17 protein-coding genes are annotated in these 14,186 nt (G+C 69.9%); 11 read left to right on the top strand and 6 right to left on the bottom strand.

Annotation, left to right across the window (positions count from 1 at the left end; all coding sequences use genetic code 11):
- Nucleotides 1-445: 445 nt before the first annotated feature.
- The 5 genes from MKD50_RS12595 to MKD50_RS12575 are packed head-to-tail and all read left to right on the top strand — an operon-like array spanning nucleotide 446 to nucleotide 5,336.
- The gene (locus tag MKD50_RS12595) at nucleotides 446-1,630 is read left to right on the top strand and encodes an AI-2E family transporter (RefSeq protein ID WP_252667254.1); all 1,185 of its coding nucleotides are present in this window, start codon (nucleotides 446-448) and stop codon (nucleotides 1,628-1,630) included.
- Complete coding sequence (locus MKD50_RS12590) at nucleotides 1,630-2,328, top strand: paraquat-inducible protein A (RefSeq protein WP_115706120.1); 699 nt, start codon at nucleotides 1,630-1,632, stop codon at nucleotides 2,326-2,328. Before MKD50_RS12595 ends, MKD50_RS12590 begins: the two co-directional genes overlap by 1 nt.
- Nucleotides 2,325-3,068, top strand: a complete 744-nt coding sequence (locus MKD50_RS12585; RefSeq protein WP_115706119.1) for a paraquat-inducible protein A — start codon at nucleotides 2,325-2,327, stop codon at nucleotides 3,066-3,068. The genes MKD50_RS12590 and MKD50_RS12585 overlap by 4 nt, the downstream gene beginning before the upstream one ends.
- Nucleotides 3,055-4,719, top strand: a complete 1,665-nt coding sequence (locus tag MKD50_RS12580) for a PqiB family protein (RefSeq protein WP_115706118.1) — start codon at nucleotides 3,055-3,057, stop codon at nucleotides 4,717-4,719. Before MKD50_RS12585 ends, MKD50_RS12580 begins: the two co-directional genes overlap by 14 nt.
- Entirely contained in the window at nucleotides 4,716-5,336 is a 621-nt protein-coding gene (locus tag MKD50_RS12575; protein ID WP_115706117.1) for a PqiC family protein, read from the top strand. Before MKD50_RS12580 ends, MKD50_RS12575 begins: the two co-directional genes overlap by 4 nt.
- Here MKD50_RS12575 and MKD50_RS12570 read toward each other — a convergent pair.
- A complete protein-coding gene (locus MKD50_RS12570) occupies nucleotides 5,333-5,863 on the bottom strand; it encodes a nucleoside 2-deoxyribosyltransferase (protein WP_252667253.1) in 531 nt (176 codons plus the stop codon). The two genes, MKD50_RS12575 and MKD50_RS12570, sit on opposite strands and share 4 nt — an antisense overlap.
- Before the next feature lie 160 nt (nucleotides 5,864-6,023).
- Between MKD50_RS12570 and MKD50_RS12565 the strand changes: the two genes are divergently transcribed.
- The 5 genes from MKD50_RS12565 to MKD50_RS12545 all read left to right on the top strand — a co-directional run bounded on the left by MKD50_RS12565 (nucleotide 6,024) and on the right by MKD50_RS12545 (nucleotide 9,704).
- Nucleotides 6,024-6,965 carry a 2-hydroxyacid dehydrogenase gene (locus MKD50_RS12565; protein ID WP_252667252.1) on the top strand — a complete coding sequence of 314 codons (942 nt, stop codon included), beginning with the start codon at nucleotides 6,024-6,026 and terminating at the stop codon, nucleotides 6,963-6,965.
- Between the two features lie 81 nt (nucleotides 6,966-7,046).
- Nucleotides 7,047-7,241, top strand: a complete 195-nt coding sequence (locus MKD50_RS12560) for a DUF1059 domain-containing protein (protein ID WP_062797129.1) — start codon at nucleotides 7,047-7,049, stop codon at nucleotides 7,239-7,241.
- A gap of 223 nt (nucleotides 7,242-7,464) precedes the next feature.
- Nucleotides 7,465-8,232, top strand: coding sequence for a molybdate ABC transporter substrate-binding protein (modA, locus tag MKD50_RS12555; protein ID WP_252667251.1), 768 nt, complete (start codon nucleotides 7,465-7,467; stop codon nucleotides 8,230-8,232).
- A gap of 16 nt (nucleotides 8,233-8,248) precedes the next feature.
- Nucleotides 8,249-8,959 (top strand): molybdate ABC transporter permease subunit, encoded by a 711-nt coding sequence (modB, locus tag MKD50_RS12550; RefSeq protein WP_115706113.1) that lies wholly within the window; start codon nucleotides 8,249-8,251, stop codon nucleotides 8,957-8,959.
- A gap of 22 nt (nucleotides 8,960-8,981) precedes the next feature.
- Complete coding sequence (locus MKD50_RS12545; protein WP_240073817.1) at nucleotides 8,982-9,704, top strand: ATP-binding cassette domain-containing protein; 723 nt, start codon at nucleotides 8,982-8,984, stop codon at nucleotides 9,702-9,704.
- Between the two features lie 47 nt (nucleotides 9,705-9,751).
- Here the strand turns inward: MKD50_RS12545 and MKD50_RS12540 are convergent, their stop codons facing one another.
- The 3 genes from MKD50_RS12540 to MKD50_RS12530 all read right to left on the bottom strand — a co-directional run bounded on the left by MKD50_RS12540 (nucleotide 9,752) and on the right by MKD50_RS12530 (nucleotide 12,104).
- Complete coding sequence (locus MKD50_RS12540; protein ID WP_115706111.1) at nucleotides 9,752-10,351, bottom strand: LysE/ArgO family amino acid transporter; 600 nt, start codon at nucleotides 10,349-10,351, stop codon at nucleotides 9,752-9,754.
- Between the two features lie 52 nt (nucleotides 10,352-10,403).
- Entirely contained in the window at nucleotides 10,404-11,198 is a 795-nt protein-coding gene (locus tag MKD50_RS12535; protein ID WP_115706110.1) for a TOBE domain-containing protein, read from the bottom strand.
- Nucleotides 11,199-11,279: 81 nt separating this feature from the next.
- Nucleotides 11,280-12,104, bottom strand: a complete 825-nt coding sequence (locus MKD50_RS12530; RefSeq protein ID WP_252667250.1) for a tyrosine-protein phosphatase — start codon at nucleotides 12,102-12,104, stop codon at nucleotides 11,280-11,282.
- A 246-nt stretch (nucleotides 12,105-12,350) separates the two neighbouring features.
- On the opposite strand from MKD50_RS12530, the gene MKD50_RS12525 reads away from it, so the two are divergent.
- Entirely contained in the window at nucleotides 12,351-13,046 is a 696-nt protein-coding gene (locus tag MKD50_RS12525) for a transglycosylase domain-containing protein (RefSeq protein WP_115706108.1), read from the top strand.
- Between the two features lie 31 nt (nucleotides 13,047-13,077).
- On the opposite strand, the gene MKD50_RS12520 is transcribed toward MKD50_RS12525, so the two are convergent.
- On the bottom strand, nucleotides 13,078-13,302 hold the full coding sequence (locus MKD50_RS12520) for a formate dehydrogenase subunit delta (RefSeq protein ID WP_115706107.1): 225 nt from the start codon (nucleotides 13,300-13,302) through the stop codon (nucleotides 13,078-13,080).
- Entirely contained in the window at nucleotides 13,299-14,174 is an 876-nt protein-coding gene (gene fdhD, locus MKD50_RS12515; RefSeq protein WP_252667249.1) for a formate dehydrogenase accessory sulfurtransferase FdhD, read from the bottom strand. The genes MKD50_RS12520 and fdhD overlap by 4 nt, the downstream gene beginning before the upstream one ends.
- Nucleotides 14,175-14,186: the final 12 nt, after the last annotated feature.

Genomic DNA, 14,186 nt, shown 5'->3' with positions numbered 1-14,186 from the left:
GAGCGCAGCGAAGCGTACCGTGCCAGAGCCCACGCCCCGCGATAGGGCCGGCGCAGCAGCCGTAGGCGTTCCTACGACAAGACCAGCAGCAGGGGCCACTCCGCGCTCTGGGCTCGTTCAACCATCATTCCAACGCCCCTCCCACCGTCGCGCACCACCGCGGCAGGCAGTCCCGCTATGTGAGGAAGCAAAGCCCCGTACGAAAACCCCCAGGCACACTACGATAAGACATGCCGCCCGCAGGGCAGTAAACGCGCTTTTTGGTTACTTTTTGGCGCTCGGCCAAAAAGTGACCCGCCCAGGAGGGCGGAACCACGCGGTTCAAAGGCCGACAGCATGTCATCAACCGCGCCGCCCCCCTTTCCCAGCCCCCCACCCTCCATAAGCTATATTTACGCCGTCCCCGTCACACCCACCCCCAGGGGACAAACGGAGACCCCCAACCATGAGTTACGGCCAGTTAATCGAGAAAATCGCCGCCGTCTTTGCGCTGATCGTGCTGATCGGCGGCTCGCTGCTGGTCCTGGCGCCGTTTACCACGGCGCTGCTGTGGGGCGCGATCCTGGCGTTCAGCTCCTGGCACCCCTACACCGTGCTGTCGCGCTGGCTCGGCAACCGGCGCGGCCTGGCCGCGCTAATCTGCGTGCTGCTGGCCACGGTGATCGTGCTGGGCCCGTTCGTCTATGCCGGCGCCAGCTTCTCCGCGCACCTGGATGACCTTGCCGCGCTGGTCGATCGCTATATGGAGCAGGGGCTGCCGCAACTGCCGCTGTGGCTGAGCAGCCTGCCCTATGTCGGCAGCTACCTGCAAAGCTCGTGGGACAGCCTGATCAATGCCGATTCCGAGATGGTCGCCAACCTGCGCAAGCTGATCGCGCCGGTCGGCCACGTGCTGCTCGGCGCGGGGCTGTCGATCGGGGCCGGGCTGGGGCAGCTGGCGCTGTCGATCATCCTGGCGTTCTTCTTCTACACCGGCGGCGAGTTCGCCATCGCCTGGCTGCGCGCCGGCATGCGCCGCATCGCCGGCGAGCGCGCCGACCACCTGCTGGAACTGGCGGGCAGCACTGTCAAGGGCGTGGTCTATGGCGTGCTGGGCACCGCCTTCATCCAGGCCGTGCTGGCCGGCATCGGCCTGTGGATCGCGGGCGTGCCGGGCGCCGCCATCCTTGGCTTCGTGACCTTCTTCCTGTCGGTGGTGCCGGTCGGGCCGCCGCTGGTGTGGCTGCCGGCCGCGCTGTGGCTGTACCACACCGGCGCCACCGGCTGGGCCATCTTCCTGGTGGTGTGGGGCGTGGGCGTGGTCAGCATGGCCGACAACATCGTCAAGCCGCTGCTGATCAGCAAGGGCACCGGCATGCCGCTGATCTGGATCATGCTGGGCGTGCTCGGCGGCGCGCTGGCGTTCGGCTTCCTGGGCGTGTTCATCGGCCCGACGCTGCTGGCGGTGGCCTATGCCCTGCTGCGCGACTGGACCATCGGCTCGCAGGGCGAGCTGCAGCGCGACCTGCAGCAGGGTGCGGCGCTGGCCTCCGCGCCGGCAACGGGCGCGGAGGCCGCTCCAACGACGGCACCGGCCGTGGTCGACAACCCCGATGTGCCGCCGGCAGCTACCGGCAAGCGATCCGGCTGATGGCAGCACACGACGTACCCCCGGCCCCGCCGGAGACCACGCTGCCCGATACCTCGCCGGCCGCGCTGCACCGGCTGGTGGCCTGCGAATACTGCGACGCCGTCTACGAGCGCACCCCGATCTCGCCCGGCGAGCGCGCGCTGTGCCTGCGCTGCGGCGGCCAGCTCTACCGCGAGAGCCGGCGCCACTACCACCGCCTGCTGCCGCTGGTGCTCACCGCGTTGATCCTGTTCCTGATCTCCAACGCCTACCCCATCGTCGAGATGGACCTGAAAGGGGTTCGCACCCAGACCACGCTGCTGGGCGCGGTGCAGGCGCTGTATGCGGACCAGATGGCGCTGGTGGCGGCGCTGGTGTTCGCCACCACCATCCTGTTCCCGCTGTCCGAATTGCTGATGATGATCTACCTGCTGGTGCCGATGGCGCAGCACCGCATGCCGGCCGGCTTCGACCGCATCGTGCGCGGCATCCGCCAGACCCGCCCCTGGGGCATGATCGAGGTCTTCATGATCGGCGTGCTGGTGACGCTGGTGAAGCTCTCGACCATGGCGCGCGTGCTGCCGGGCATTGCGCTGTGGTCGTTCGCCGCGCTGGTGATCGTGCTGGCGGCGATGCTGTCGTTCGATCCGCGCGACCTGTGGCGCTATCTGGATACGCCCGATGACAAGGCCGCGGCGGCGGACGGGGAGCGCCGATGACACAGCCGCAGCGACCGCCGCCACGCCAGCCCGCCAGCCGCCTGGCCCGTCCGCGCCAGCTCGCGCGCGAAGTGGTGGCGGAACTGGTCGACGACGACGAGAACATCCCGCTGCCGCAGGTGCCCACCGCCAGCCGGCTGGGCCTGGTGTCGTGCCATGCGTGCGACCTGGTCAGCCCGCGCACACTGGAAGGCTCGCCCTGCCCGCGCTGCGGCGCCACCCTGCACCATCGCAAGCCCGACAGCCTGGCGCGCACCTGGGCCTTCCTGCTGGCCGCGTACATCCTCTATATTCCTGCCAACATGCTGCCGGTGATGGTGACCCAGTCCATCCTCGGCACGCAGCAGGACACCATCCTGTCGGGCGTGATCTACCTGTGGCTGTCCGGCTCGCACATGCTGGCCGTGCTGGTGCTGATCGCCAGCATTGTCGTGCCGCTGCTGAAGATGGTGATCCTGACCTTCCTGCTGCTGTCGGTGCATTTCCGCTCGAGCTGGCGGATCCGGCAGCAGACCCGGCTGTACGGCCTGGTGGAGGTGATCGGCCGCTGGTCGATGCTCGATATTTTCGTGGTGGCGCTGCTGGCCTCGCTGGTGCGGGCCGGGGCGCTGGCCACCATCATCCCCGGCGGCGGCGCGCTCGCCTTCGGCGCGGTCGTGGTCATGACCATGCTGGCCTCGCTCAGCTTCGATCCGCGCCTGCTGTGGGATTCGCTGGAACCAGACAATGCCCGACACTGACAACCAAGCCCCGGCGGCTGCCATGCCGCCATCCCCGCCTTCATCGCCTCCGTCCGGCCTGCCCCGGCCCGAACGCCGGCGCCGCGCGCGCTGGCTGCCCTCGCTGGTATGGCTGATCCCGATCGTCGCCGCGGTGGTCGGGATTTCGCTGCTGATGCATACGCTGGCTTCCCGCGGGCCCGAGATCACCGTCAGCTTCCGCACCGCCGAGGGCCTGATCCCGGGCAAGACCGCGGTGCGCTACAAGGACGTCGACATCGGCCTGGTCAAGTCGGTGCGCCTGGCGCGCGACCGCTCGCACGTGGTGGCGTCGATCGACCTGACCAAGGACGCCGAGAACTTCGCCGTCGCCGATACCCGCTTCTGGGTGGTGCGACCGCGCTTCGCGGCCAGCGGCGTGTCGGGGCTGGAGACGCTGCTGTCCGGCGCCTATATCGGCGTCGACGCGGGCAAGTCGCAGGAATCCGCGCGCGACTTCAAGGGCCTGGAAGTGCCGCCGGTAGTGACCACCGACGCCTCCGGCAAGCAGTTCGTGCTGCGCGCGTCCGAGCTGGGTTCGCTCGATATCGGCTCGCCGGTCTACTATCGGCGCGTGCTGGTCGGCCAGGTGGTGGCCTACCAGCTCGATCCCAACGGACGCGACATCACGCTGCGCGTGTTCGTCAACAAGCCCTACGACAAGCTGGTCACCGCCGACACGCGCTTCTGGCATGCCAGCGGGGTTGACCTGAAGCTCGACGCCGGTGGACTCAAGCTGTCGACGCAATCGCTGGTCACGGTGCTGCTGGGCGGCGTCGCGTTCCAGGCCCCTGACCACACCACCGCCACCGACGCCGCCGCCGAAAACACCCAGTTCCTGCTCGCCGGCGACCAGGGCGAGGCGATGAAGGAGCCGGAAGAGCTGGCGCCGACGCTGGCGGTCCTCAACTTCGACCAGTCCGTGCGCGGGCTGTCGCCGGGTGCGCCGGTGGACTTCCGCGGCGTGGTGGTAGGCCAGGTGCGCTCGATCGGCATCGAGTTCCAGCGCGAGAAGCGCGCCTTCCGCATGCCGGTGGTGGTCGAGCTGTACCCGTCGCGCATGGGCTTCCGCGAACGCGACGTCGAAGACCGCGAACGCGCGCGCAAGATCATCCAGGGCCTGCTGCAGCGGGGCATGCGCGCGCAGCTGCGCACCGGCAACCTGCTCACCGGGCAGCTCTACGTGGCGCTCGATTTCTTCCCGAAGGCGGCGCCGGCCAAGGTCGACCTGGACGCGCCGATTCCGGAGTTCGCCACCACGCCGGGCGCGTTCGACCAGCTGCAGGCGCAGGTGGGCGACATCGTCAACCGCATCGACAAGGTGCCGTTCGACCAGATCGGCCAGGACCTGCGCACCACGGTGACGAGCCTGAACAAGACCCTGGCCACCGCCGACAAGCTGGTGCAGCAGCTCAACGGCGATGTCGCGCCGCAGGTGCTGGCCGCGCTGCAGGACGCGCGCAAGACCCTGACCGCGGCCAACGGCACGCTGGCGTCGGACGCGCCGCTGCAGCAGGACACGCGCCGCATGCTGCAGGAGCTGACCCGCACCGCCACGTCGCTGCGCACGCTGACCGACTACCTTGAACGCCACCCTGAAGCGCTGCTGCGCGGCAAGCCGGAGAAAGAATGATGAAGCGCCTTCCGCTCACCCTGGCCTGCGCCAGCTTCGCCGCGGCGGTATTGGCAGGCTGCGCCTCGCCCGAGCCGCGCTACTACACGTTGTCGCAAGGCCCGGGCGCCGTGGCGGCGCCGGCGCCGGCAGCCGCACCGTCGACGGACACGCTGTGGCTGGAAGTGGCGCCGGTGCGCGTGCCGGAGCGCCTCAACCGGCCGCAACTGGTGGTGCGCGATGGCCAGAACGGAAGCGGCGGCGATGCCGGCGTGCGCCTGCTGGACCTGTCGCGCTGGTCCGCGCCGCTGCCGGACGAGCTGCGCGATGCGCTGTCGCAGCGCCTGCAGGCCACGCTGGGCGCGGTCGACACCTACCAGCAGGGGCTGTCCGACGTGCAGCCGCTGTACCGCATCACCACCGAAGTGCTGCGCCTGGACGCCGACGTGGGCCAGCGTGCCGGCGCCACCATCAACTGGACCGTGCGCCGGCTGCCCGATGGCAAGGTGGTCAGCGGCAGGACCCAGGCCGAGCTGCCGGCGCCGGGCGCGGTCGACGGCGTGGTCGCGGCCTATCGCGAGATCGTCGCGAGCACCGCCAACGATATCGCGGCCGGCGTGCAGGCGCTGCGGCGCTAGCCGCCGCTACGGAGGGCCGCGTCGATGTCGTGCCGGGCCGCGGCCATGGCCGCCAGGCACTCGGCCGCGCCGCCCCGCACCAGCCGGACCGGACACGCCAGCATCAGGTTCTTGCCGAGCCCGAAGTCCTCGACGGTAAAGCCGCGCGCATCCAGCGGCGTGCCGTCGGCATCGGTGGCCACCGTAACGCGCTCGCGCAGGGTGCCGGCATCGGAGCTGTAGGCCCACACCGGCTTGCCCAGCGCCACCGCAAAGCCGACTTCGAACGCCGTGCCGGAATCCGCTTCGCCGGGGCCGCGGAAGTCATCCAGGTTGGCCATCACCAGGTCGGCGCGCCGCAGCAGCGCGATGTTGGCGTCATAGATCCAGCGCGCGGTGTCGATGCCGGACAGGCCTTCCGGGGCGGACTGGTCGAGCGGATACAGGCCGGTGAAGCCGTGCGCCGCGCACAGCGCCTTGAGATGCTCGCCCCAGGCGCGCGCGTTCTTGCGGAACACGTCAAAGCCGGCGAGGTAGATGGTGGTCATGGCACGTGGAAGAAGCGTGGCGCGGCGCTTGGCCGCGAGGCTTGCAGCATAACCCGCCGCCCGAACATCGCACAGCTTGCGCACCCACGTCCGGCCGGGCGCCGGCGCGGGGCCGGCCCTTGCGCTAACATTGCCGGTCACGCCTCGACCTCCTCTCCCGATGCCCGCTCCCCAGATCCTCCAGGTCGGCCCGCTTGCGCCGCAGACCAATGCCACCCTGCAACAACAGTACGGCGCCGGGGCGCTGTGGCAGCAGGCCGATCCGCTGGCCTGGGCGCGCAGCGAAGGCCAACAGGTGCGCGTGGTGGTGACCTCGGCGCGCCATGGCTGCAGTGCCGCGCTGATCGATGCGCTGCCGCGCCTGGAAGCCATCGTCAGCTTCGGCGTCGGCTATGACGCGATCGCGCTGGACGCCGCCCGTGCGCGCGGCATCCAGGTCAGCAACACGCCCGACGTGCTCAACGACTGCGTTGCGGACCTCGCCTTCGGGCTGCTGCTCGACGCGGCGCGCGGCATCGCCCATGGCGACCGCTTCGTGCGCGCCGGGCGCTGGCCGCAGGGCGGCTTCCCGCTGACCACGCGGGTCTCCGGCAAGAAGCTGGGCATCCTCGGCCTGGGCCGCATCGGCGAGATCGTCGCGCGGCGCGCGCAGGGCTTCGACATGGAGATCGCCTACCACAACCGCCGGCCGCGCGCCGGAGCGCCGTGGCGCTTCGAAGCGGACCTGAAGGCGCTGGCAACGTGGGCAGACTTCCTGGTGGTGGCCACTGTCGGCGGGCCCTCGACCGCGGGACTGGTGTCGCGCGAAATCCTCGACGCGCTTGGCCCCCGGGGCATCCTGGTCAACGTCTCGCGCGGCAGCGTGGTCGACGAGGCGGCGCTGGTCGCGGCGCTGGCCGAAGGCCGGCTCGGCGGCGCGGGGCTCGATGTGTTCCAGGACGAGCCCAACGTGCCGCCGGCGCTGCTGGCGATGGACCAGGTTGTGCTGGCGCCGCACATGGCCAGCGGCACGCACGAGACGCGCGCCGCCATGACCGCGCTGACGCTGCAGAACCTCGACGCGTTCCTGGCCGGCGGCAAGGTGCTGACGCCGGTGCTCTAGGGCACCAACCCGACAAGGACCGCGTGCCTATACTGGAGGCACCGGCTCCAGCCCACCTGCTGGCCGGCGTCAGGAGGCATCATGGCACGCAAGTTTATCGATTGCCGCGAGTTTCCGAGCGACACCCACTGCACGGTTGCGCTGAGCGCCGACAGCGAGGACGAACTGCTCGAAGCCGCGGTCCAGCATGCGGTGGCGGTGCACAAGCATCAGGACACGCCTGAGCTGCGCAGCCAGTTGAAATCCATGTTCAAGGAAGGCACGCCGCCGGCCTGAAGCCGGCAGGGCTGGCGCCGGGCAGGCGCCAGCCGTTCCCGCCCCGGGGCTCATTCGCAGCCCCTGATACAGCATTTATGCCGGTTGGAATACCCGTGACACCCGTCATGGCGCATCATTGACGCCTCGCTATATACAGACGTATATTGCGCCTGACAGTCCACCCGCTCCGGCCCTGCCGCGCCAGCCCATGCTTGCCGGCGGCCGCTTCCCGAGGATTCCGATGCCTGCCTTCCGTTCCCGCCGCCGCGGGCTGCTGCTGGCCGCCGCAATGCTGGCGCTGGCCGCTCCGCCTGCCTTCGCCGCCGACCTGGTGGTGTCCGCCGCGGCCAGCCTGACCAACGCCTTCAAGGCGCTGGCCGAGTCCTACGAGCGCGCCCACCCCGGCGCGCACGTGGTGCTGAACTTCGGCGCCTCCGACGTGCTGATGCAGCAGATCGTCAGGGGCGCGCCGGCCGATGTGTTCGCCTCGGCCGACCAGGAGGCAATGAACAAGGCCGAGGCCGAGAAGGTGATCGCACCGGGCTCGCGCCGCAACTTCGCCGCCAACCAGGTGGTGCTGATCGTGCCGGCCGACAGCAAGCTGGCGATCGCCTCGCTGCAGGACCTGACGCGCCCCGAAGTCCGGCGCATCGCCTACGGCAACCCGGCCTCGGTGCCGGTGGGCCGCTACACCCGCGGCGCGCTGGAAGCGGCCGGCCTGTGGGACGCGGTTGCCGCCAAGGGCGTGCCGGCGCAGAACGTGCGCCAGAGCCTGGACTACGTCGCGCGCGGCGAGGTCGAGGCCGGCTTCGTCTTTGCCACCGACGCCACCGTGATGCCGGACAAGGTCAAAGTGGCGGTGCGCGTGCCCAGCCGCACGCCGGTGACCTACCCCATCGCCGTCACCAGCCAGGCGCGCCAGCCGAAGGAAGCGGCGCAGTTCGTCGACTATGTCGCCTCGCCGGAAGGCCAGGCGATCCTGTCGCGCTTCGGCTTCCACAAGCCCTGACGCCGCCGCGCACGCCATGGATGCCGTCTGGGTACCGCTGCTGCTGTCGCTGAAAGTGGCGGGCTGGGCCACTGCGCTGAACGCCGTACTCGGCGTCGGCGCGGCCTGGGCGCTGGCGCGCTGGCGCTCGCCGCTGCGCGACGTGGTCGACGCGGTGCTGACGCTGCCGCTGGTGCTGCCGCCGACGGTGCTGGGCTATTACCTGCTGGTGCTGGTGGGACGCCGCGGCGTGTTCGGCGAGTGGCTGGCGCGGCTCGGCATCGAACTGGTCTTTACCTGGCAGGGCGCGGTACTGGCCTCGACCATCGTCGCCTTCCCGCTGGTGCTGAAGTCCGCGCGCGCCGCCTTCGAAGGCGTCGACCACCAGCTGGAGAACGCCGCGCGCGTGCTGGGCGTGTCCGAAGCCGGCATCTTTTTCCGCGTCACGCTGCCGCTGGCGGCGCGCGGCATCATCGCCGGCGTGCTGCTGGCGTTTGCGCGCGCGCTGGGCGAATTCGGCGCCACGCTGATGATCGCTGGCAACTTGCCCGGGCGCACGCAGACGCTGTCGGTAGCCATCTACGAGGCGGTACAGGCCGGCGACGACAACACCGCCAACCTGCTGGTGCTGGTGACTTCCGTCACCTGCGTGCTGCTGCTGGTGATTGCCGGACGCCTGGTGCCGGCGGCCGCGCGCAATCCCGCTGAACTCTACGAACGCCGGCGCTTGCGTCCGCGCGTCCGCTAACGCCTGTGACTCGCATATCGCCATGAGCATGCACGTCAGCATCCGCAAGCAGATGGTCTCGGCCGACCGCCACTTCGCGCTCGATATAGACTTCGACTCGGCCAGCCGGCGCATTGCGCTGTTCGGCCCTTCGGGCGCGGGCAAGAGCCTGACGCTGCGCGCCATCGCTGGCCTGCTGGCGCCGGACAGCGGCCGCATCGTGCTCAACGGCCGCACCCTGTTCGACGCCGACGCCGGCATCGACGTGCGCCCGCAGGAGCGCCGCGTGGCCTACCTGTTCCAGGAATATGCGCTGTTCCCGCACCTGACCGTGGGCCAGAACATCGGCTTCGGCCTGGCGCGCGGCTGGCGCAATCCGCGCCGCGGCGCCGCGCATCCGCAGGCGCAGCGCTGGATCGATGCCTTCGGCCTGGCCGACATCGCCGGCAACTACCCGGCGGAGATCTCGGGCGGGCAGAAGCAGCGCGTGGCGCTGGCGCGCGCGCTGGTGGCACAGCCCGACATCGTCCTGCTCGATGAACCGTTCTCGGCGCTGGATCCCGCGCTGCGCGCGCGCATGCGGGCGGAGCTGCGCACCCTGCAGGCCAGCCTGGACGTGCCGATGCTGGTGATCTCGCACGACCCGGCCGATGTCGAGGCGCTGGGCGACCACGTGCTCGAAATCCGCGAAGGCCGCATCTTTGGCAGCGGCACCAGCCGCCACCATCCGCCGGTCTACGCGCCGGTGCCGGCGCGCGTGGCCTGAGCCGCGCGCAGCAGGTCCACGTAGGTCGACATCCGCGCTCCTCTCGTTCAAGCCATCAGCAAACGCGCGGCAATCACCCACATGGTGATGCCGATCACCACCTCCAGCACCTGCCATGCCCGCGGCCGCGCAAACACCGGCCGCAGCAGCGCCGCGCCATAGCCCAGCGCGAAGAAAAACAGGAACGATGCGCTCATCGCCCCAGCGGCGAATTCGCGCGCGTGGCCCGCGAACTGGGTCGACACCGAACCGATCAGCATCACCGTGTCGAGATACACATGCGGATTGAGCCAGGTGAAGGCCAGGCACACGGCCAGCGTCGGCGCCAGCGGCCGCGGCGCGGCATCGCTGGGATCCAGCACCGCGTTCGAGCGCCACGCCGCGATGAAGCTGCGCGCGCCATACCAGGCCAGGAAGGCCGCGCCGCCATAGCGCATCGCCTCGCCCAGCCACGGCAGCGTGCGGATCATCACGGCAAAGCCGGACACGCCCAGCAGGATCAGCAATGCATCCGACAACGCGCACACCAGGCAGACCCAGAACACATGCTCGCGCCGCAGGCCTTGCCGCAGCACGAAGGCATTCTGGGAACCGATGGCAAGAATCAGGGAAAGACCGAGGGAAAAGCCAGCCAGCGCGGCGTGCATTGCGGGGGAAACGACATGCTTTTGGGGCGGCTATTATTGCACGCCGCGGCAGTCATCCGACCACGCCGAGGATCACGCTCGAGGCCTTGAATATCGCCACCGCGGCCACGCCGGCCTGCAGCCCCAGCGCCTCGACGCTGCCGTTGGTGACGATCGCGGCCACCGTGCCGCCGCCGTCGAGTTCGATCACCACCTCGGCGTTTACCGCGCCGGGCATCACGCGCGCGACCACGCCCGCCAGCTGGTTGCGCGCCGACAGCCGCAGGCCCGGCTCGGGCAGCCCCACCAGTACCGACGACGCCTTGATCAGCGCAAACGCCTCCACGCCCCCGGCCAGCTCCAGCGTCTCGACGCTCTCGTGCGTGATGGTGGCGACGATGCGCTGCCCGCCGGTCAGCTCCAGCACCACCTCGTCGTTGACCGCGCCGCCGCGCACGCTGGCCACGCGCCCGAACAGCTTGTTGCGCGCACTGGTCTTGATCATCATTCGCCTCATCAGGTGGATATCGTCGGCCGCGCCCTCGCCCAGCCGCGACAGCTGCGCGACAAAGCGCCGGTGCTCGTCTTCGAGCGCGCGATAGGTGCGGATCAGCTGTTCGCCGCGCGCCGTCAGGCGCGTGCCGCCGCCGCCCTTGCCGCCCGCGGCGCGCACCACCAGCGGCTCGCCGGCGCTGTTGTTCATCGCGTCGATGGCGTCCCACGCCGCCTTGTAGCTGATGCCGACGGCACGCGCGGCGGCCGTGATCGAGCCGTGCTCGCCGATGGCGGCGAGCAGCGCGATACGGTCCTTGCCGCCCCAGTCCTGCGAGCCGGAGCGGAACCAGATGGCTCCCTGGAGTTCGAGCATTGGGGATCGGGCGCCGCTGGCCGGCGCCGCAATAAAGTCCGAAACGCGATTATGGTAATCCGATTCCGGGATCGGCCCGACTCATTCGGCCAGGTAGTGCGCGCGCAGCTGTGCGACGTCGACCTGCAGCGCGTCGCACAGGTAGTTGGCGACGCTGCCCCAGCCCGCGTCGATGGCCTGCATCGACGCGTCCAGATAGCTGGCCCGGACTTCCAGCAGCGGCATCATCACCGCGGCATCGATGCCGAGCCTGCCCATCTGCGCCAGAGCGGCCGCATTGAACTGCGCGTTGCGCTGGTTCGACTCCAGGTAATTGGCCAGGATATCGTCCTGGCCGACACCCAGAGCGGCCAGCAACAGCAGCGCGGCGAAGCCGGTGCGGTCCTTGCCCGCGGTGCAGTGGAACAGCAGCGTCTGGCCGCCCTGCACGGTCTGCATGAAGCCGCCGAAGGCGGCGCGGTAGCGCACCGGGAAATCGCGGTACACCTCGAGCATGAAGGCATCCATCTGCGCCGGCGTGCTGGCGCGCAGGCGCGGCATCAGCACGTCCATCGCCATGCTGCCTTCCAGCACCGGCACCGCCTGCCAGCGGAAGCGCTGGCCGAAGGCCGCTTCGCCCGGCGACTTCTCGCCGGGCGAGCGGAAATCCACCACCATGTCGAGCCCGAGCGCCTGCAGCCGCTCCAGGTCGGCGTCGCTCGCCAGCGCCGGGTTGCCGCTGCGGTAGAGCCGGCCGTGGCGCACGCGGCGCCCGTCCGCGCCCACCAGTCCGCCCAGGTCGCGTGCATTGCTGATGCGCTCGAACACCAGGCCCTGCACGTCCGGCACGGCGCCGGTCGCCGCCGGTGTTGGCGGCATGGCCGCGTGGGCATGCGGACAGGCCGCGCGTTGAAGCCACTTGAGCATTGTTCTTTCCAGTTTGTCGTTGCCCGGCGTACCGGTACCGGTGCGGGCGTTTCCGCGCGCACGGTACGCCGGCATCTTCATGGTCGGCTCCAATTATTTCAGATCACTCCGGCTCGTGCATCAGGCGGCCCGGCGCAGCACCGGCGTCAACGCATGCGGACTGCTGCCCAGGCCTTCTGGGTGTAAGCAAACCCGCAAAACCCGGGAGCTCGCGCGGGGCGCGCGGCGGCTGGCACAATACGCGCCATGAAAAGCCTCTGCTCCGCCCTGCTCAAGCTGCTGCTGCTCGCCGCGATCGGCGGCGCGCTGCTGGCCGCCGTCGCCATTCTCGCCGCCAACCGTCAGCTGCCGTCGCTCGAGGCGCTCACCGCCTTCCGCGATACGCCGGACTACGTGCCCATCGGCAAGATGCCGCGCGCGCTGACCGAGGCCGTGGTCGCCATCGAAGACGAACGCTTCTACCTGCATGACGGCATCGACTACGTCGGCGTGATCCGCGCCGGCGTCGCCAACCTGTCGGACGAGCTGTCGCAGGGGGCGTCGACCATCACCATGCAGGTCGCGCGCAACTTCTACCTGTCGCGAGAGAAGACCTACACGCGCAAGCTGTATGAGGTGCTGCTGTCCTACCGGATTGAAAAGGCCCTCAGCAAGGACGAGATCCTGGAGCTGTACCTGAACAAGATCTACCTGGGACAGGGCGCGTATGGCTTTGCCGATGCCGCGCGGACTTACTTCGGCAAGCGTCTGGACCAGCTGACGCTGGCCGAGTGCGCGATGCTGGCAGGCTTGCCCAAGGCGCCATCGGCCAACAACCCGGTGGCCAATCCCCGGCGCGCGCGCCAGCGGCAGGTGTATATCCTGCAACGCATGCTGGACCTGGGACGGATTTCGCGCGGCGAGTATGACGGGGCCCTGCTCGAGCCGTTGCGCCTGCGCTGAGCCGCGCCGGCAAGCGCGGCGCCGAGCCATGCTACTCCAGCATGGCGCGGTGCCGGCCCAGCGCCTCCTGCACGATCTCCAGCAGCCCGCTTCCGGCATCGGCATCGACATGCCCCAGCAAGGCCCGGCGCATGCGCGGTTCCCAGAAGCGCTTGATGTGCCCCGCAATATCCGCGACGGCCTCCTCGCGATCGGGCATGGCTTCGAAGAAGCTGCCGATCTGGTTGGCCATGGTGACAAGGTTGTCGATCTTCATGCCAGGCTCTCCTGGATGCTGCCGTGCTGCAGTCGTTGGGGGTGGGCGTAGACCACGTGCGCGCCGGGGCGCACGAAGCCTGCCAGGGTGATGCTGGCCTGTTCGGCGAGCCGCACGGCCAGCGCGGTCGGTGCGGAAACGGCCGCGAGCACGCCCGCGCCGATAGCGGCGGTCTTCAATACCATTTCATAGCTGGCGCGGCTGGTCACCAGCACCGCGCCGCCGGCGATGTCTTCACCGCTGCGGGCCAGCGCGCCGGCCAGCTTGTCGAGCGCGTTGTGGCGGCCCACGTCCTCGCGCACCAGCGACACATGGCCGTCGGCGCGCAGCCACGCGGCGGCGTGAGTGGCGCCGGTATGGCGCTGCAGGGCCTGGCGCAGTTGCAGCTGCACGAAGGCCGCCTGGATCACGTCGGTATCGAAGCTTGCCGTGCTGCGCACCGGCGCCGGCGCCCGCATCACCTGTTCCAGCGATTCGGTGCCGCAGAGCCCGCAGCCGGTGCGCCCGGCCAGCGTGCGGCGCCGGTCCTTGAGGCGCATGAAGGCTTCCGAGGCAATCTCCAGCTGCACCGCGATGCCGTGCGCGCGCGCGTCGACCTCGATGTCGTAGACCTCGCGCGCGCTGCCGACGATGCCTTCGCTCAGGCTGAAGCCCAGCGCGAAGTCTTCCAGGTCGGCCGGCGTGGCCAGCATCACCGCATGCGAGATGCCGTTGTACTCCAGCGCCACCGGCACCTCCTCGGCCACCTCGTCGGGCCCCAGCATCAGCTCGCCGCCGCGCCAGCGGTTGACCGCGAAGGTGCTGTGGGTTGCGGTTGCGGTGTCCTCCGCCGCGGCCGGATCGCGTTGCGGCGACTGCATGCAGCGCATCATCGCATTGCCCTC

It is taken from the genome of Cupriavidus mimosae (genome assembly GCF_023952485.1).
In the GTDB taxonomy this organism is placed as follows: Bacteria; Pseudomonadota; Gammaproteobacteria; order Burkholderiales; family Burkholderiaceae; genus Cupriavidus; species Cupriavidus taiwanensis_C.
This window is presented reverse-complemented; position numbering and strand designations above follow the sequence as displayed.